Genomic DNA, 19,938 nt, shown 5'->3' with positions numbered 1-19,938 from the left:
TGCATGTATTAGGCACGCCGCCAGCGTTCATCCTGAGCCAGGATCAAACTCTCATTTTAAAAATGATGTCTGTTGACTCATTTGTTATCCGCTTCAAACGTCGGGGAGACGTTTGAAGCATAATTTACTAGCGAAATTGACATTCGCAAATTTGTTTAACTCTGAAATTTAATTTCAAAGTACTTACACATTTGATTGTCAAAACTTTATTCAGTTTTCAAAGATCTACGTTGTTATTAACAACTTAATATGTCGTAACAACATTTATTAATAATATCAGAAGCGAACCAATTCGTCAACAACTTTTTAAAATTAATTTTGTATCGTTGAAGATGTTTTAAACAACCTCCTTAACGACAAATAATATCTTACTATGAATCACCATCATTCGTCAACATATTTTGTTGTTTTTTTTAGCTTAATTTCAATTAGTTCAATAAATCAATGTAATAGTAAATTCTTAGCAACAAAAAAACGCCTGAATCTTGCAATTCAAGCGTTTTAGTAAGTCTAATCTTATTATGGGCGCATTGTTGGGAATAACAAGACATCCCGAATTGATTCTGAATCAGTTAATAACATAACTAACCGATCAATCCCAATTCCAAGTCCCCCTGTAGGTGGCATACCATATTCAAGGGCTTCGATAAAGTCTTCATCAATTCCTTCAGCTTCATCATTACCAGCTTCACGTTCAGCGGCTTGCGCTTCGAAACGTTGGCGTTGATCAATTGGATCGTTTAATTCAGTAAAGGCATTGGCATATTCACCACCCATGATAAATAATTCAAAACGATCAGTAAAGCGGGCGTCATCATCATTTTTCTTAGCTAATGGTGATACTTCCAATGGGTGACCGTAAACAAACGTTGGTTGAACTAACGTGTCTTCAACAAATGTTTCAAAGAATTCGTTAATGATGTGACCAACCGTCCAGTATGCTTCATACTTAACGTGTTTTTCATCAGCTAATGCTTTAGCTTCTTCAACGGTCATTGGTTGCCAGAAATCAATTCCCGTTTGTTCTTTAATCAAATCAACCATGTGCTTACGGGCGAATGGTTGGTCTAAGTTAATTTCAGTCCCTTGGTAATTGACAATCCCATTATCAGTAACCACTTTAGCAGCGGCTTTGAAGATGGCTTCAGTTTGGTTCATAACGTCTTCAAAGTTCCAGAAGGCGGCATATGATTCAAGCACTGTAAATTCAGGGTTGTGCTTAGTATCCATCCCTTCATTACGGAAGACCCGGCCAATTTCATAAACACGATCCATCCCACCAACGATTAAACGCTTCAAGTGAAGTTCAAGCGCAATCCGAAGGTACATATCAATGTTCAAAGCATTGTGGTGCGTAATGAATGGCCGCGCTGATGCACCACCAGCTTCAGTTTGAAGCATTGGTGTTTCAACTTCAGTAAACATTTGGCTATCCAAGTAGGCCCGGACTGCAGAAATAATCTTTGACCGCTTTTGGAATTTATCAAATGATTCTTCGTTGGCGATTAAGTCCAAGTAACGCTGACGATAAATTGTTTCCACATCGGTTAAACCGTGGTATTTATCTGGTAATGGACGAAGGGCTTTACTCAAGTGCGTTACGTGAGTTGGCTTAATTGTCAATTCACCCATATCCGTCTTGATTAATTCACCTTCAACCCCTAACCAGTCACCAAGGTCAGCTTTTTTAAAGATAAAGTAGTTTTCTTCACCGACAACATCTTTACGGACGTAAATTTGCAAACGACCACTACGGTCTTTAATGTCGGCAAAACCAACTTTACCTTTACCACGTTTAGACATCATCCGACCAGCGATTTTCACAACAAGGTGTTTATCGTTTAATTCGTCTTTTTCTAAATCGCCGTATTCGGCATGTAAGTCAGCTGCTAATGCTGTACGATCAAATTTTTGACCAAAAGGATCAATCCCATTTTCGCGTAATTCAGTCATTTTTTCGCGACGGGCGATCATTTGGTCATTCATTGTTGGTTCTTGATTTGCCACAATTATTCCTCTTTTCTGCAGTTATTCCTTTATTACTATTACAAGAAACGCATCAAAATGCAAGTCCTTAAATGGAATTTAGCGATGGTTTACGCTTGATTATCAATAATATCTTGTAAATCATTTTCAGTAAATTGATAGTGGGTATTACAGTATGGACACACCACTTCTGCGCCATGATCATTTTCCATTAAGTCTTGCAAGTCCGCCTTAGGTAATGCGGCCATCCGCGTAGCAAATTTTTCTTTTGAACAATCACATTCAAATTCAACTGGAATTTTATCAATCACGTTAACTTCAGTATTATCAAATAACATTGTTAAAATCTCTTCTGGTTGCTTACCGGCTAAGAGTAATTCTGACAACATTGGCATTTCTGCTAACTTCTTTTCTAACGCTGAGATTGCTTCATCGTCTGCCCCTGGGAGTAATTGAATTAAAAAGCCTCCAGCGGCAGCAATTGAACTATCAGCATTCACAAACACTGATACACCCACTGCTGATGGGATTTGTTCTGATTTCGCTAAATAGTACGTGAAATCTTCACCAATTTCACCGCTAACAATTGGCACTTGCCCCGTAAATGGCATGCCAAAGCCTTGATCTTTGGTAATTGTTAGGAAGCCATCTTGTCCGACCGCTTTAGCAACATCAATATGGCCATCCGCTTTAGGTGCTAAATTAACGTGTGGATTTTGAATGTACCCTTTAACTTTACCCTTAGGGGTCGCTTCAACCACAACATTCCCCACTGGACCTTGACCATCAAACTTAATACTTAATTTGTCATCCCCTTTTAAAACTGAGGCCGCCATTAACAAACCACCCGTCAATGTCCGACCAAGAGCGGCTGATGAAGAGGCCCACGTATCATGTAGCACCTGTGCTTTAGCTACTAAATCGGTGGTTAAAATTGCGTATGCGCGAAAGTTACCATCTTGCGTCACGCTTTTAATTAAATAATCTGTCATTGACTTCTCCTACTTGTTATTTATATTTATGTTCATTTTAACAAAAAAATCACCATCGTTGTGATTTCATCGTTATTTTCGTGTAATCCAGATAAATAAAAAGCCATCTTACTCTTATGAGTAAAATGACTTTTTTAAATGCTAATCTTCAGTTGAATCATCAACCGGTGACTTAGGCGTTGAATTTTCATTATTTGCTTCTTTTTCTGGTTGCGTATATTGAGCGGCTTGTTCCGCATCTTTTTTAGCAGCCTCAGCTTTAGCTTCTTCAAAAGTTGCTGCTGAATGATCAGCATTGGCTTGTGCTTCAGATTCAGCTGGCATTAAACCAGTTTCAAATAAGCTCTTAATTTCCTTAGCATCAAGGGTTTCATATTTCAACAAGGCTTCTGCAATCGCTTTGTGTTGATCACGGTGACTTGCAATGATTTCCTTAGCTTGTTGGAAGCCTTCAGTTGAGATGCGACGAATTTCTTCATCGACCATCCGTGATGTTTCTTCAGAGAATGGGGCATTACCACCAAACTGTTCACCAGCAAACATGGCACCACCACCCTCAAGTTGAACCATCCCGACTTTATCAGACATTCCATATTGTGTAACCATGGCCCGGGCAATTCCCGTTGCTTGTTGGAAGTCATTTGAAGCACCAGATGATTGTTGGTGGAAAATAATTTCTTCCGCCGCACGGCCACCCATCAAACCAGCGATTTGATCCATGGCATCATCCTTGTTAAGCAACATTTGATCTTCTTTTGGTAAGACAATCGCATAACCACCGGCGCGACCACGTGGCACAATCGTAACTTTGTGAACCACGCGGGCATTACTTAAGACCATTCCCACTAAGGCGTGCCCAGCTTCGTGGTAAGCAACCGTTTCGCGTTCATGTTTAGAAATCACGCGATCCTTCTTAGCTGGTCCCGCAATAACACGGTCTTCAGCTTCATCAACATCAGAGGCATCGATTTCTTGCTTATTACGACGAGCTGCTAATAAGGCTGCTTCGTTAAGTAAGTTTTCAAGGTCAGCCCCGACAAACCCAGGCGTTTGTTGGGCAATAACTTTTAGGTCAACATCAGCTGCCAATGGTTTGTTCTTAGCGTGGACCCGCAGAACGGCTTCACGACCTTTAACATCTGGTGCCCCAACTAGGATTTTACGGTCAAAACGACCTGGACGAAGTAAGGCTGGGTCTAACACATCAGAACGGTTAGTAGCCGCAATCACGATCACCGCATCAGTCTTAGTAAACCCATCCATTTCAATCAACATTTGGTTAAGGGTTTGTTCACGTTCATCGTTACCACCACCCATACCTGAGCCACGTTTACGACCAATGGCATCAATTTCATCAATAAAGATGATTGATGGTGAAGTCCGTTTGGCGTTATCAAAGAGATCACGAACCCGTGATGCCCCAACCCCAACGAACATTTCAACGAAATCTGAACCAGAAATTGAGTAGAATGGTACACCCGCTTCACCGGCCACGGCTTTAGCAAGTAAAGTCTTACCAGTTCCGGGAGGTCCTTCTAAAAGAACCCCGGCTGGAATACGCGCACCCAAGGCTGCGAATTTTTTAGGATCTTTCAAGAAATCAACAACTTCAACAAGTTCTTGTTTTTCTTCTTCCGCTCCAGCAACATCAGCAAAGCGAACTGTGTTTGACTTTGGATCAGCAGGTTTGGCTTTTGATTTACCAAAGTTCATCACGCCGCCACGGCCGCCACCGCCACCTTGACCAGCTTGGGTCATCATTAGGTAGAATAAACCAACTAAAATTAACATTGGTACTAACGTAATTAAAATATTACTTAAAATACCTGATGGTTGTGACTTAACAACCTCTGTTGCATCACCCTTTTTAGTTGCTTGTTGAATTTCTTTAACAACCGGGTCATTAGTTAACACAGTTGTTGTAAAACTAGTAACTTTGCTAGTCGTTGAACCACCTAGTAATGGAGCTTTACTTGAAACTGTCTGAGCTTTCTTGTAATCACCTGAAATTTTATAAACTCCGTTACCAGGTTGAATTGAGTAGGTTTTAATTTTCCCACTCGTTAATTGGCTGGTGAATTTTGTTGCATTAATTTCTTGCGTACCACTTTGCCCACCGCCATTGGTGAAAAAGGTAATTACCCCAATCACGGCCAAAAACATAATGATATATAAGAAAGAATTGCGGAATACACCATTATTCCGTCGATTATTCATATATGCCTCCTTGCTGAATCTTTCGAATTTAGCGTTAGCTTATCCATTTAAATGATAATATACCACATTTGACTAATCTTGACCATTTAATGTTGCACTATCTTCAGCCGTATATACTTCCGGCTTCAAGACACCAACATATGGCAAGTTACGATACAAGTCTTTGTAGTCTAAACCATAACCAACTACAAATTCATTGGGCACATCAAAACCGATGTAATCAACATCAATTTCAACAACACGACCTTCTTTTTTATCAAGTAAACTAGCAACCTTAATGCTAGCAGCCCCACGTTGTTCCAATAATTCAATCATGTATTTCAAAGTCCGCCCAGTATCAACGATATCTTCTAAGATAATGATATCGCGACCTTTAACATCCGTCGTTAAATCAGTTCGTAATTCGATTGAACCAGCTGATTCAACCCCACCGTGATAACTTGAAACATCAATGAATTCGATTTCGGCATATTCATCCATGGCCCGCATAACATCAACGGTCCAAAGAATGGCCCCCTTTAAAACTGAAAGTAAAATGGGAGTCTTCCCTGCGTAATCGTACGCCAATTGAGCTCCAATTCGTTGGGCTGCGGCGGCAATATCAGCCTCGCTATATAAAACACGCTCAATGTCGTTGTTCATTGTCATCTAACAAAATCTCCTGTTTATTATTTGGAATATAGGTTACTTCATAATTTACTTGTGTCGGATTTGTCCACCGCGCTTTATAATCAACGACCCATAACAATTCGTCATGAGCGTTGACTAATAACGGTACCGTGCTTCGTTGGGTAATCGGCACTTTAGCGTCCATCAAAAGCCGCTTTAGTTTTTGGTGGCCCACTTTCAAGGCTAACTGATCCCCACTTTGGCGATAACGTACACGCAATGGCCAATCATCCGCTTCAAGGTGTAATGGAATGATTATACCGCTTATTTTTAAATTATGTTGGTCCATTCCATTTGGTTTAACAATAAATTTACCACCATTTGGTAATAAATACCACTTATTCAACGTTATCACTTGCGCTAAAGGTTGTTTTACCGGCTGCGATTGCTCATTAATATTCCTAATCGCTAGCTGATGATAATCTTTAACAATTACCAATGTCTGATTGATGCGGACTTGACCATGGGGCCGTTTAACATTGAAATACAATTTTTCCATCTGTTGTAATTGGGCTTGTTTAATCCCCACATTTGGTAGATGGTCGGCTAAATACGCTTTTAACGTCGCTTGAAACCACGTCCGCGGAATTGCTTGCCAACTATTTTGGGCGGCAATGGTTGCTAAATAGATTGTCACTTGTTCTGCCACCATCGTCTCCACTTGCTTAATTTGGGCCGCATACTGATTGATTTGATTTAAAGCATCGGGATTTTCCGTTAGGATTTCCGGTAAAATAATATGGCGTATCCGATTGCGTGTATACGTTAAATCTTGATTACTTTCATCTTCACACCACGGTAATCCTTTTTGCTGGGCATAAGCAATCAGGCGCGCTTTAGGAATATTTAACATTGGTCGGACTAAATCCGTGGTGCCATTAAGCGGTCGCAACCACTTAATCCCCGCTAATTGTTCCCAACGACCACCGCGAAATAGTTTCATCAAAAAAGTTTCCGCTAAATCATTAGCATGATGGGCCGTCAAAATTTTAGTGGCTTGATATTTAGTAGCAATCGCCGCTAAATATTGATAACGAACTTGCCGACCAGCCGCTTCAATTCCCGAAAGTGGATGTTGAGATTGCGGCCAAACTAATTCTTCATATTTAAAATTGTATTGAGCCGCTTGTTGGGCGACAAACTTTGCCTCACTAGCTGCAGTTGGCCGCATATCATGATTAATATGCACCACAATTACTTGCTCACTTGGATGCAATTGCGCTAACGTTGCCAATAAAACTTGAGAATCAACCCCGGCTGAGGCGGCCACAACTAAGGTTTCGGTTACCTTAAAGAGTTGGTGTGTTTGAATGTTATTTGCAATCTGACTGACAATATCAATTAATTTATGTTTCACTCTTCATCTCCCACATCAGTTTAAATGATAAACAAAAAGCTACGCCGCGGCGTAGCTTTTTGTGTTTATCGATTCGCATCTGGATCATTTGCTGGCAAATTATATACTTGTTCGCCTTGCTTCGTGTACATATATTTTTCTCGAATTAACTGTTGCAAATAAGTTGGATCATGTAAGGCCGTTACTTGCTGTTTAAGGTTGGTGTTATCTTGTTTAGCTTTGACAACGGTTTGGTTAACTTCGGCAATTTGTTGTTTAACAATTTTATATTGCACCATCCGATAACCGATGGTTAAACTACAGACCACCAAAATGGCCAAGGTTGCCCACCGCATCATTTGCCGCCGCTTACGATGAATTCGAGCGTAGTATGCATCTCGTTGATCGTTTAAACCTTCACTCGCGCGAATATTTTGTTTGAATTCTGAATTTAACTGCATACTCATTAGCCCTCACCACCTTTTTGTAACCGGTCTACTACTCGTATATTGTAACATGAACAAACTACGCTTCCGCGTCAAAATTTTGTTCGTAATCTTCTTTTAATACTTGGTACATCTTGTCAGCATCTTCTTTTTTAGTCGTTTCAAGTAACGCTAAAACTTCTACTACTAACGTTTTATTACCAAAATGAATTTCTAATTCATCGTTGATATTTAAATTTGATGATGATTTAGCTTTTTTACCATTGATTAAAATCCGACCTTGATCAGAAATATCTTTAGCAACACTACGGCGTTTAATAATTCGTGACACTTTTAAAAATTTATCTAAGCGCATTTGTTTTCCTCAATTTCTTGGTTAATTTAATAATATACGTCCCTTTTGGTAAGAGTTCCCATTCAGTATTTGTTAATGTTTGTTGCCACATTGATAAAGCAACAAAGACGCTACCACCAACTAAGCTACCGATAATCAATGGGATTATACTCATCAAGCGGCTCGGACCACTAAGTAACGTGACCCCGTAAGTTACTAATTTAACAACTACCGCCATAATAAGCAAGTGCCCGCCTATTTTTAAAGTAAGTTGCCATGGTAAAAGCATCACTTGCAACTGTTTAGGTAAACAAATTAAGACATACCCTAACATTAATGTAAGGGCTAGGACCGTGGCCCAACTAGCCCCAATCAACCCGAGGTACTTAATTAACAATAAGTTTAACCCTATTTTGCTAATTAACGCAACTAATATCCCACGAGCTAAGTAATTTGTTAAATCAAGACTCTGTAAAATACTCGTTAACAAAATCAAAATCGACATGACAATCACACTTAATAAGTACACTGCTAAGACGGGGCTAGCGGCAGTATTACCAAACAGTAACTGGTTAATTTGTGGCATTAAGCACATCATTCCAACCGTAGCCGCACTTGCAAGCCACGTGGTTAAGCGTAATAAACTCCGGCCTGTCGTGGCAACCGCGGCCCACTCCCCAGCTAAGTAAGCTTGCCGCAGTCGCGGTACTAAAGCGGTCCCAAAACTGGTTGCTACTACTAAGCCAAATTGCACAATTGGTTGGGCGCGGTCATACATCCCTTTGGCCATCTTGGCTGTCGCTTCGGGCATGCCATTGGCAACTAAGCCATTTTTAATCGTAAATGAATCGACTAACTGCAAAATAATTAGTAACGCTGCTAAAACACTAACTAACAGTCCTTCACTGCCAATTTTTTTCAACAAGCCCCAATTCATTTTATTTTGGCGAGCCGCCCACCAATAAATGCCCGTTGATTTGGTAAAAAATGCACTCGCCGCTAAACCAGCAATTGGCGCTGACAGCATCGCTAATGTCCCCATTAAGTAGACATTCATCCCCGTTTGCATTGCTTCATACGCAACTACGACAATAATTAAGACCCGCACGATTTGTTCTACGACTTGGGAATAAGCCGTGGGGCGCATGTTTAATTGACCTTGCGCGACGCCACGACCAACGGCCATAATTGGCATCACGATAAACATTAAACTAACCGCCCGAATGACATTAGTTAGTTGTCGATCCCCCATTAAAGTGGCTAGTAATGGGGCACTCACATTTAGCCCCACGACAATTACTAGTGCCACCATACTCAATCCCCGTAACAACTGTCCGGCTAATTGGGCTTGGGCGGCATCGTTTGGCTCAGCGACAATTAATTTAGAGATAAACGTTGGTAAGCCATTTAAAGCTAACGTCATCCCAATTCCATAAATTGGATAAATTTGTTGATAGACGTAAAAACCGGTATCCCCAACAAAATTTTCTAAAGGAATCCGATACACCGCACTTAAAACTTTGGCAATTAAGGCCGCAAAGGCTAATATTGCGGTGCCTTGTACTAATTTCTTATTGCCCATCTTGTTCCTCTTCAACTATTTGACTAGTTACCATTGCTTGCAAATAATTGGTTAATTCGGTAAACCATACCGTTTGGACCATATTCGGTTGAATCACAAATTTAATTTTAAGGGCCTCATTGGCACCTTGACTGACAACTGAGCGTAGTTTTGTCGCGGTCAAACTAGTCATTAACGTTTCCATTGATAACACTTTGACAGCGTGGGCTGAAAATTGCACAAAAATAAAACTACTTTCTTGCCAAATTTTTTCAACCAAGGCAGTATCTGCTAATGCTTTTAAGCGACTAATCTGTAACAGATTAATAACTTCTTGGGGATATTCACCGAAGCGATCCAATAAATCTTCTTCAACTTCCACAAATTGTGGATCAGTCGTTGCTTGGCGAATCCGGCGATACATTTCAATTTTTTGACCTTGATCTTCAATGTAAGTACTAGGAATATATGCTTCAATTGCCAAATCAATTTCGGCATCCGAAATATTAGTTTGGCCTTGCCCACGTTTCTTAGCAACGGCTTCCGTTAGCATTTGGGTATACAAGTCATACCCCACCGAATCAATAAAGCCATGCTGTTGTTTTCCTAATAAATTCCCCGCCCCACGAATACTCAAATCACGCATCGCAATCTTAAAACCAGATCCTAATTCAGTAAAATCACGAATTGCTTCCAGCCGTTTTTCACTCTCTTCATTCAAAGTCCGATTAATCGGATACGTAAAGTACGCATACGCCACTCGTGATGACCGACCGACACGACCACGTAATTGGTATAACTGCGCCAAACCCATGTGATCGGCATTTTCAATAATCAACGTATTCGCATTGGGAATATCAACTCCCGTTTCAATAATCGTTGTGGCCACGAGCACATCATATTCACGATTAATAAAATCGTATAACACCGTTTCTAACTGATTTTCACTCATCTGGCCATGGGCATAAGCAATGCGGGCTTCTGGAACTAACGTATTTAGATAGCCAGTAACCTTTTCGATATCATTAACCCGATTGTGTAAATAAAAAACTTGGCCTTGCCGTCCCATTTCACGTTCAATGGCATCTGCAATCACGCCCCCATTTTGTTCCATCACATATGTTTGGATAGGATAGCGGTTTGCTGGTGGCGTTTCAATAACTGATAAATCCCGGACCCCTAACATTGACATGTGTAACGTCCGGGGAATTGGAGTGGCAGTTAGCGTTAAGACATCCACATTTGTCTTTAATTCCTTGAGCCGTTCTTTATGTTTAACCCCAAAGCGTTGTTCTTCATCGACAATCAACAAGCCAATATCAGCAAAAATGACATCTTTTGACAATACGCGGTGCGTACCAACCACGATATCAATCGTATGATCTTTTAACCCCGCCATCGTCGCAGCCATTTGCTTAGGCGTTTGAAACCGGGATAACAAGCCTAACTTAACCCCAAAATCCGCAAACCGGGCTTGCATTGATTCAAAATGTTGTTGGGCTAAAATCGTTGTCGGCACTAAGATAGCAACTTGTTTATGGTCTAAAAAGGCTTTATATGCCGCCCGAAAGGCAACTTCGGTCTTACCAAAACCAACATCACCCACTAATAACCGGTCCATTGGCCGTTGCTTTTCCATATCAGCTAAGACTTCCGCCGTTGAGCGTAGTTGGTCGGGGGTTTCAGTATAAGCAAACGCATCCGCAAATTCTTGCATTGCACTTGCATTAGCACTAAAGGCATACCCTTTGGCAGCTTCACGTTCAGCATATAGTGCTAATAACTGGTCAGCAATATCTTCAATTTGACTGGCAACTTTATGCTTCGTCTTTGCCCATTCGGTGCCTCCTAATTTACTAATTTTAGGCGACTTATCCTCTGCGCCGACATATTTTTGCACTAGATTTAATTGTGAAGCTGGAATAAAGATTTTGGCTTCTTTTTGATAACCAATGGTGACGTAATCTTGGTGGACCCCATGAACTTCAAGGGTCTGCATGCCTTCATACACCCCAATCCCATGATTGACGTGGACAACATAGTCACCAACTTTTAATTCCGAATAACTTTTAATCCGTTCTGCATTGGCCAAAGTTTGACGTTTAAGCCGGGCTTTTTTTCGGACACTGGCAAAAATTTCGTTCTCGGTCAAAACGGCTAAACGTTGGGTCGTTAATTCAAAACCACTTTGTAATTGACCTGGGAACACTTGGACTAATTGTGGTTTAATTTCATTAGGTTTAACAATTGTGACCTTAATTTCAAAATCAGCCAAAATCCGTTGAACTTCATTAATGCGGTCCTGATTATTAGCTAAAATTAACACTGTATATTTTTGTTTTTGCCACCGTTCCATTTCGGTTTTTAACAATGGTAACTGCCCAAAGAATTGCTGCATGACGCGTGAATTAACTTGGACTAAATTATCAAGTTTTAATTTACCTAACCCTTTTTGGAATTGGCTGACAATCACTTGCGCATGCCCACTATGATGGACAATATCTAGGAGGCGATTAGCAATTTCAATTTGGGGTAACACTTGGTTTTTTGCTAACCGATCAGTAACCCACTCAGCATCATTGGTAATTAATTGCTGCTCGGCATCTTGTAAATGGGCTAAATCTTCAAAAATCACCGTGCCATGGGCCCCTAAGTAATCAACCAATGATGTCGCTTGTGGATAAAAGTAATCAATGTACAAATTCAATTCTTGCGCACGAATTAATGCATTATCGGCTAATAACGGTGTGAAATAATCCGTCAAATGCTTTTTAGCTGCCCCGGTTAAACTACTACGGACAGTCGTCATCGCAGCCGCTAATTTAGCTTGCCCCGCGGCTAACGTATGTGCATCGAGGATAAATTCCTTAACCGGTAAAACGGTAAAGGTTTCAATATTAGCTAGTGATTTTTGCGTAACGATATCAAAAAAGCGCATCGAATCAATCTCAGTATCAAAAAAATCAATCCGTACTGGATTTTCAACCCCAAACGGATAGATATCTACAATTGAGCCCCGAATGGCAAAATCACCCGGTTTATCAACCATTTTAACGGCTTCATAACCAAGCATTAATAAAGTTGGCCGGATGGTCTCAAATTGATATTCCGCCGTAAAATTAAACGTCAATTTAGCAGTATTAAAAATTGCCGGTGGCGTTAACTTTTTACGTAATCCCGCCAAAGTGGTTATAACCACCACTGCTTGGCCACTTGTTAAGGCATTAAGGGCCGCTAGCCGGGCCGCCCGCGCATCTGGTGAGGCCGTTGCTAATTCAACTTCAATCCGATCTTCAGCAGGAAAGTTAAAAATTTGCTCATCGGTTAAATAATTTTTCAAATCTTCACTAAGTTGATCCGCGTGTAATTGATTATCGGCCACAATCAACTGTGGTTGTGGCCGTTGTTCAAATAGCGAGGCATAATAAGTCGCTCGGGCGGAACCAGTTAATCCCGTTATTAATTGCCGGGTATGTGGCACCAAATGCTCTAAAACATTTTGAAATTCATCCGTTTTAGCGACTAAATCTTGAATTTGCATTTTGCTAACTCCTTTCTAAAACCTTTGACTGACAAGCTTAGTTAAATTTATTCATCGTTGCTTGGAAGTCATCATTAGCAACCCAATCTTCAACAATTTGCATTGCTAAAATTAAGCCATCTGCTAATGGTTGTTGTTGGTCTTTACTGAATTTACCCAACACGTAATTAACAACCGCATCTGGGGTATGGTCGGGGTGATCAATCCCAAATTTTAAGCGTTTAAATTCTTGCGTCCCGGTGTGCGCAATAATACTCTTAATCCCATTGTGACCACCGGCAGAACCTTTTTGACGTAACCGTAATGACCCCATTGCCCGGTCCATGTCATCAAAAATGACGAGCACATCTTCAATGGCAATGTCGTAATACTTCATTAACGCTGCCACCGCACGACCAGAATCATTCATGTACGTAGTTGGTTGCACTAATAAAACTTTGTCGCCAGCTAATTGTACTTGGGCAACAAAGGCTTCTTGCTTAACCTTTTTTAAACTAATTTGTAAGTCTTTGGCTAAAGCATCAATTACCATAAAGCCTACGTTGTGTCGTGTTTGTGCGTACTTTTCACCAATATTTCCTAAACCAACAATCATTTTCATTATCTATCTATATCCTCTTTCATCATGCCAAATCAGAGGAGCCCTCGTTTGAGCTCCTCTCATTTTTTAATTTAAAATCTATTAAAATTATTATACCATGTTAACCACTTTTTCATCGATTGTTCTATTTTTTTCACACTCTATATGATAAGATTAAATATTATCTCAGCAAATTTTAATCGGAGGCCCCATTTTGGATATTTCATTCATAAAACCTAAGCAAGAACTCACGATTGTCCACGAAAATACGACAATTGCGGAAGCCCTTGATATCTTTGAAAATTCTAATTTTCGTGCAATTCCGATTTTAGATACGACCGGGGAACTCTTCCGTGGAAATATCTACAAAATGCATGTTTACCGCCATATGGCCGAAAACGGCAATATGGATTTACCGGTAACCACGTTAATGCGTAACTCGACTAAGTTCATTAACCTTGATGCGGCTTTTTATTCAATTTTCTTTGCGATTCGTGACTTACCATATATTGCCGTTTTAGATCATCAAAATCATTTTTATGGGATTTTAACACACGCCAGTTTGATGGAATCATTATCAACTAGTTGGAATGTTGATCGCGGTTCATATGTGCTACGTGTGCGGACACCAGGACAACGCGGTGACTTACAATCAACGTCTAAAGTTATTTCAAAGTACACCGATATTGAAGCCGTCATGACTTCTAACTCACATCCCGAAAATAAATCGGTTGATATTTTATTTACCTTACCCGTTGGCTTAGAAAATAGTCTCCTACAAAAGATTATTCGTGGTCTACAACGGAAAGGTTATCCCGTTGTTGAAATTGAAGATTTACATAATTAAAAAAGGAACGCCAATTGGCGTTCCTTTTTTAATTATTCCACACTAGTTGCTTCGGCATCGTTTTCAGTTGATTCCAAAAATTCAATCAAACCGTTACTATCAATCCGACCATCTAAAACCATGCCCACGCCGGCCATGAAGTTCATGCCGGTTTGGACACCGTTGTAGAACGCTTTAGCAGTTTCATCACTCCCAGCTTGTTCTGCAATCGCATTCGTGTAAGCTTTTTGGTAGTCACCTAAACGACCAATCAAATAAGATACGGTTTTGGCGCGTCCAAGTTCAGTCGCTAATTGCTTAACTTGTTCAGCAATTTCAGCATCATCAGTATCCACGGGCATGCCGTTAGCAAAGTTCAAAAATGCTTTACTAATAGCTTCCGCTTCCATGGCATCCAATTTAGTAAAACTACGTACGTGCTGCTTCATAATTTAAATCTCCTACTTCTTTTCCATTAATTCTCTGGTACGGTTCATAATTGGTCCTAAATATTGACCGGTATATGATGCAGTAACTTCAGCAATTGCTTCGGGCGTACCGGTCGCTAAGACCATCCCACCGCCAGCACCACCTTCAGGTCCCATGTCGATTAAGTAATCGGCCGCCTTAATCACGTCCAAATTATGCTCAATCACGAGTACGGTATTACCGTTATCAACTAACCGATTTAAAACCACTAATAAACGCGCAATATCATCAGTATGCAAGCCCGTTGTCGGTTCGTCAAGAATATAAAAGTTTTTACCACTTGATTTTTTGTGTAATTCGGATGCTAACTTCATCCGTTGCGCTTCCCCACCAGATAACGTTGTCGCACTTTGACCAAGCGCGACATAGCCTAAACCAACATCTTGAATGGTTTGCAACTTACGCCGAATCTTTGGAATTGGTTCAAAGAATGCTAATGCTTCGTCAACTTTCATTTCGAGCACTTGCGCGATATTCTTACCCTTATATTCAACTTCCAAGGTTTCTGAATTATAGCGGGCGCCATGACAAACTTCACATGGCACGTACACATCCGGTAAGAAGTTCATTTCAATTTTGATAATCCCATCCCCGTGACAGGCTTCACACCGGCCACCTTTGACGTTAAATGAAAACCGACCTTTTTTATAGCCCCGCATTTTGGCTTCATTAGTCGTCGCAAATAAGTCACGAATATCATCAAATACCCCGGTATATGTGGCCGGGTTTGAACGTGGAGTCCGCCCAATCGCACTTTGGTCAATATCAACAATTTTTTCAATATTTTCATAGCCGGTAATTTTTTCAAATTTACCCGGTTTTTCAGAATTATTATTCAATTTTTGTTTTAAGGCCCGTTTTAAAATCATGTTCACTAACGTTGATTTACCTGAACCCGAAACTCCTGTAACTGCGACAAACTTACCAAGTGGAAAATCAACGGTTACGTTTTGTAAATTATTTTCACTAGCACCGGTAATCGTTAATTTTTGGCCATTGCCGGCGCGACGTTGGGTTGGCAACGGAATAAACTTTTTACCAGATAAATATTGACCGGTTAATGATTTGGTTGTCCGTGCGACTTGTTTTGGTGTCCCGGCAGCCATCACTTGACCACCCAAATCACCGGCCCCCGGACCAATATCAATTAAATAATCGGCGGCCCACATCGTATCTTCATCGTGTTCAACGACAATCAAAGTATTTCCTAAATCCCGCATTTTTTTAAGCGAAGCAATCAAACGATCATTGTCGCGTTGGTGCAACCCAATTGAAGGTTCATCTAAAATGTATAACACCCCCGAAAGGTTTGACCCAATTTGAGTTGCTAAGCGAATTCGTTGCGCTTCCCCCCCAGATAATGTCCGGGCCGAACGTGATAAGGTTAAGTAATCCAAACCAACATTTTCCAAGAATGTTAACCGATCAATAATTTCTTTAATGATTGGTTGGGCAATTGTGGCATCTTGTTCCCCAAACGTAACTTGTTTAAAAAAGGCTAACTCATCTGTCACGGCTTTTTCGGAAACCTCCGCAATGTGTTGGCCGTTAACTTTAACCGATAAGGCGGCTGGATTTAACCGATATCCATGACAAGCCACACACGTTAATTCCGTCATGTATTGGCGCATTTGATCACGCGTAAAGTCCGAGTTGGTTTCCTTGTAGCGGCGTGAAATATTATTAACGACCCCTTCAAAAGGCGCATCGACATCGCGTACGCCACCAAAATCACTTTGAAAATGGAAATGGAAATTTTTCTTACCTGAACCATATAACACTAAATCGCGTTGCCTCTTAGTTAACTTATTAAAGGGCACATCCATTGGAATGTTAAATTGTTCCGCAAATTGCGCTAACATGGCGGGATAGTATTGTGAAGAAATCGGACTCCAGGCTGCAATCGCCCCATCAGCTAACGTTAATGTTTTATCGGGCACAATCAAATCTTCATCGACTTCTAGTCTAACCCCTAAGCCTTCACAGACTGGGCAAGCTCCCAAGGGGGCATTAAATGAAAAGAGCCGTGGTTCTAACTTACCAACCCCAAAATCTTTTAGCGCCCCAGTATAGTGATCCGAAAAGGTCACGGCTTCTTGGTCGATAATATCAATCGTCACTAACCCCTCAGCTAAACGCATCGCTGATTCAACCGAATCAAATAACCGTGAGCGAATGCCATCTTTTAAGACAATTCGGTCAACGACAATTTCAATGGTATGTTCAAGATTTTCATCAAGGGTGTAATCTTGTGCTAAATCAACAATTTCACCATCTAAACGAATCCGCACAAAGCCTTCTTTACGAATCTTGGCAAAAATCGATTCATGCGTTCCCGTTTTAGCCACGATGACGGGCGCTAAAACTTGGAGTTTCGTGCGTTCAGAGTAGTGATGTAGGACGTGATCAACGATTTGTTCGATCGATGGTAACGTAATAATCCCATCTGCTGCGGCATCTGGTTTCCCGACCCGCGCCCAGAGTAACCGCAAGTAATCATTAATTTCCGTAACGGTTCCCACCGTCGAACGCGGATTTTTTGAAGTTGTTTTTTGGTCAATTGAAATTGCTGGACTCAAGCCATCAATTGAATCAACATCTGGTTTGTCCATTTGCCCTAAAAATTGGCGCGCATAGGCCGATAAGCTTTCAACATAGCGCCGTTGACCTTCAGCGTATAGCGTATCAAATGCCAATGAAGACTTCCCTGAACCTGATAATCCCGTCACAACTACTAATTTATCACGCGGAATCGTTACATCAATATTTTTTAAGTTATGGGCGCGGGCGCCGTGAATTACAATTTTATCGTTTGCCATGCTTTATCCTCAAGCTTTTTTAAGTGCTTTCAATTCCATTATCGTATCACGCAAAGTTGCTGCTTCTTCAAAATCAAGGCGTTTAGCAGCATTTTTCATTTGATCTTCTAAACTTGCTAAAATTAATGCTTGATCCGCTTTCTTCATATCTTTAAATTCAACTTCCGTCAAGCTTGCTGATTTTGATTGACCATCATCTGAACTTGGTTGGGTAATCGAAATTAAATCACGGACCGGTTTAATAATTGTTTCTGGCACAATACCATGTTCTGTATTATACGCCTGTTGAATTTCCCGCCGCCGTGCGGTTTCATCCATTGCATTTTGCATTGAATCAGTTACTTTATCCGCATACAAAATTACATGGCCGTTACTATTACGTGCTGCCCGTCCAATCGTTTGAATTAAGGACCGTTCATTCCGTAAGAATCCTTCTTTATCAGCATCCAAAATTGCGACCAAGGAAACTTCAGGAACATCAATTCCTTCTCGTAACAAATTAATTCCGACTAGAACGTCAAATTTACCTAATCGTAAATCACGAATAATTTCCGTGCGCTCTAACGTTTTAATATCGGCGTGTAAATACTTAACTTTGATACTTAAATCTTTAAAGTAATCCGTTAAATCTTCTGCCATTTTTTTAGTTAACGTCGTAATAAAGACTCGTTCATTCCGTTCAACGCGGGCATTAATTTCCCCAACTAAATCATCAATTTGGCCCATCACTGGGCGAACTTCAACCGTTGGGTCAAGTAAGCCAGTCGGTCGAATAATTTGTTGGGCAATATCATTTGCTGGGACCCGCTCAGTTTCATAAACACCTGGGGTGGCTGACATATAGACGATTTGTTGGACGTGCTTTTCAAATTCATTAAGCGTCAACGGCCGGTTATCAAGTGCTGAGGGTAGGCGGAAACCATAATCAATCAATTGTTGTTTCCGGGCGCGGTCACCATTATACATCCCCCGAATTTGCGGCATTGTCACGTGGCTTTCATCAACGACAATTAAAAAATCATCGGGGAAGAAATCCAGTAACGTAAATGGTGGTTCACCCGCTTTACGACCATCCATATGCCGTGAATAATTTTCAATTCCACTCGTAAAGCCCATTTCTTTGAGCATTTCAATATCGTATTCTGTCCGTTGCTTTAAGCGTTGGGCTTCTAGTAATTTACCTTCATTTTCAAAAACTTTTAATTGTTCTTCTAATTCAGCAGCAATGGTGCGCGTCGCTCGCTCAATAATTGCATCGTTAGTCATAAAGTGCTTGGCCGGGAAAATTGATACGTGGGCTTGATCACTTAAAATTTCGCCGGTTAAGGAATCAATTTCACGAATGCGATCGATTTCATCACCAAAAAATTCAATCCGTAATGCTTTGGAATCACTTGAGGCTGGAAAGACTTCAACTACATCACCACGCACCCGAAAACGACCCCGTTGAAAATCAATATCATTACGTTCAAATTGGATATCAATTAATTGGCGTAACAATGCATCGCGTTCAACTTCCATGCCAACCCGTAATGACACCACGTGTTCCCGGTATTGGTGCGGATCACCCAATCCAAAAATTGATGATACAGAAGCGACGACAATCACGTCATTGCGTTCCAATAATGAGGCGGTCGCAGAGTTACGTAACTTATCAATTTCATCATTGACCGATGAATCTTTTTCGATATACGTATCTGAAGATGGTACATAGGCTTCAGGTTGGTAGTAATCATAGTACGAAACAAAATATTCAACGGCATTATCCGGGAAGAATTCTTTAAATTCACCATATAATTGGCCCGCTAAGGTTTTATTGTGTGACAAAACCAAGGTGGGCTTATTAACTTCCTTGATGACATTACTAATCGTGAACGTTTTCCCCGTCCCCGTGGCTCCAAGTAAGATTTGTTCTTTCTTACCGGCTTCAATCCCGGCAACTAATTGGTTAATCGCTTTAGGTTGATCCCCGGTTGGTTGGTATTTTGAATGTACGTTAAATTCATGTGATGTCTCACGATTAATCATAAGGTGCCCCTTTCAAAATAAAAAATCGAATAAAAAAGAAAGCTTAATCCTAAGCTTTCTTTTTACTAATTAATTAATTTTACCATATAGAACGATTGTTCGGTAAAATAATCC

Annotated in this window: 14 protein-coding genes and 1 rRNA gene; 1 reads left to right on the top strand and 14 read right to left on the bottom strand. The window is 40.6% G+C overall.

Going from position 1 to position 19,938, the window contains the following annotated elements; translation table 11 throughout:
- The 11 genes from LQZ76_RS03610 to pth all read right to left on the bottom strand — a co-directional run.
- A 16S ribosomal RNA gene (locus LQZ76_RS03610) occupies positions 1-59 on the bottom strand; the annotation flags it as partial.
- A 460-nt stretch (positions 60-519) separates the two neighbouring features.
- A complete protein-coding gene (gene lysS, locus LQZ76_RS03605; protein ID WP_230098397.1) occupies positions 520-2,007 on the bottom strand; it encodes a lysine--tRNA ligase in 1,488 nt (495 codons plus the stop codon).
- 89 nt (positions 2,008-2,096) lie between these two features.
- A complete protein-coding gene (gene hslO, locus LQZ76_RS03600; protein ID WP_230098396.1) occupies positions 2,097-2,978 on the bottom strand; it encodes an Hsp33 family molecular chaperone HslO in 882 nt (293 codons plus the stop codon).
- Positions 2,979-3,119: 141 nt separating this feature from the next.
- A complete protein-coding gene (gene ftsH, locus LQZ76_RS03595; protein WP_230098395.1) occupies positions 3,120-5,195 on the bottom strand; it encodes an ATP-dependent zinc metalloprotease FtsH in 2,076 nt (691 codons plus the stop codon).
- A gap of 72 nt (positions 5,196-5,267) precedes the next feature.
- Positions 5,268-5,837 carry a hypoxanthine phosphoribosyltransferase gene (gene hpt / locus LQZ76_RS03590; protein WP_230098400.1) on the bottom strand — a complete coding sequence of 190 codons (570 nt, stop codon included), beginning with the start codon at positions 5,835-5,837 and terminating at the stop codon, positions 5,268-5,270.
- On the bottom strand, positions 5,821-7,221 hold the full coding sequence (tilS, locus tag LQZ76_RS03585; protein WP_230098394.1) for a tRNA lysidine(34) synthetase TilS: 1,401 nt from the start codon (positions 7,219-7,221) through the stop codon (positions 5,821-5,823). Before tilS ends, hpt begins: the two co-directional genes overlap by 17 nt.
- Positions 7,222-7,286: 65 nt before the next feature.
- Complete coding sequence (locus tag LQZ76_RS03580) at positions 7,287-7,667, bottom strand: FtsB family cell division protein (RefSeq protein ID WP_230098393.1); 381 nt, start codon at positions 7,665-7,667, stop codon at positions 7,287-7,289.
- A 58-nt stretch (positions 7,668-7,725) separates the two neighbouring features.
- Positions 7,726-8,001 (bottom strand): RNA-binding S4 domain-containing protein, encoded by a 276-nt coding sequence (locus LQZ76_RS03575; RefSeq protein ID WP_230098392.1) that lies wholly within the window; start codon positions 7,999-8,001, stop codon positions 7,726-7,728.
- Positions 7,988-9,562 carry a putative polysaccharide biosynthesis protein gene (locus LQZ76_RS03570; RefSeq protein ID WP_230098391.1) on the bottom strand — a complete coding sequence of 525 codons (1,575 nt, stop codon included), beginning with the start codon at positions 9,560-9,562 and terminating at the stop codon, positions 7,988-7,990. Before LQZ76_RS03570 ends, LQZ76_RS03575 begins: the two co-directional genes overlap by 14 nt.
- A complete protein-coding gene (mfd, locus tag LQZ76_RS03565; protein WP_230098390.1) occupies positions 9,552-13,082 on the bottom strand; it encodes a transcription-repair coupling factor in 3,531 nt (1,176 codons plus the stop codon). The genes LQZ76_RS03570 and mfd overlap by 11 nt, the downstream gene beginning before the upstream one ends.
- Before the next feature lie 37 nt (positions 13,083-13,119).
- Complete coding sequence (pth, locus tag LQZ76_RS03560) at positions 13,120-13,683, bottom strand: aminoacyl-tRNA hydrolase (RefSeq protein ID WP_230098389.1); 564 nt, start codon at positions 13,681-13,683, stop codon at positions 13,120-13,122.
- A gap of 190 nt (positions 13,684-13,873) precedes the next feature.
- Here pth and cbpA point away from each other — a divergent pair, with 190 nt between their 5' ends.
- On the top strand, positions 13,874-14,509 hold the full coding sequence (cbpA, locus tag LQZ76_RS03555; protein WP_230098399.1) for a cyclic di-AMP binding protein CbpA: 636 nt from the start codon (positions 13,874-13,876) through the stop codon (positions 14,507-14,509).
- 32 nt (positions 14,510-14,541) lie between these two features.
- On the opposite strand, the gene LQZ76_RS03550 is transcribed toward cbpA, so the two are convergent.
- The 3 genes from LQZ76_RS03550 to uvrB are packed head-to-tail and all read right to left on the bottom strand — an operon-like array spanning position 14,542 to position 19,824.
- Complete coding sequence (locus LQZ76_RS03550; protein ID WP_230098388.1) at positions 14,542-14,937, bottom strand: hypothetical protein; 396 nt, start codon at positions 14,935-14,937, stop codon at positions 14,542-14,544.
- Positions 14,938-14,949: 12 nt separating this feature from the next.
- Positions 14,950-17,796, bottom strand: coding sequence for an excinuclease ABC subunit UvrA (gene uvrA / locus LQZ76_RS03545; RefSeq protein ID WP_230098387.1), 2,847 nt, complete (start codon positions 17,794-17,796; stop codon positions 14,950-14,952).
- Positions 17,797-17,805: 9 nt separating this feature from the next.
- Positions 17,806-19,824, bottom strand: a complete 2,019-nt coding sequence (gene uvrB / locus LQZ76_RS03540; RefSeq protein ID WP_230098386.1) for an excinuclease ABC subunit UvrB — start codon at positions 19,822-19,824, stop codon at positions 17,806-17,808.
- Positions 19,825-19,938 lie beyond the last annotated feature (114 nt).

Origin of the sequence: Periweissella ghanensis (genome assembly GCF_918814755.1) — a bacterium.
Lineage (GTDB): Bacteria > Bacillota > Bacilli > Lactobacillales > Lactobacillaceae > Periweissella > Periweissella ghanensis.
The sequence above is the reverse complement of the archived record's forward strand: the minus strand, read 5'-3'. Positions and strand labels throughout refer to the sequence as shown.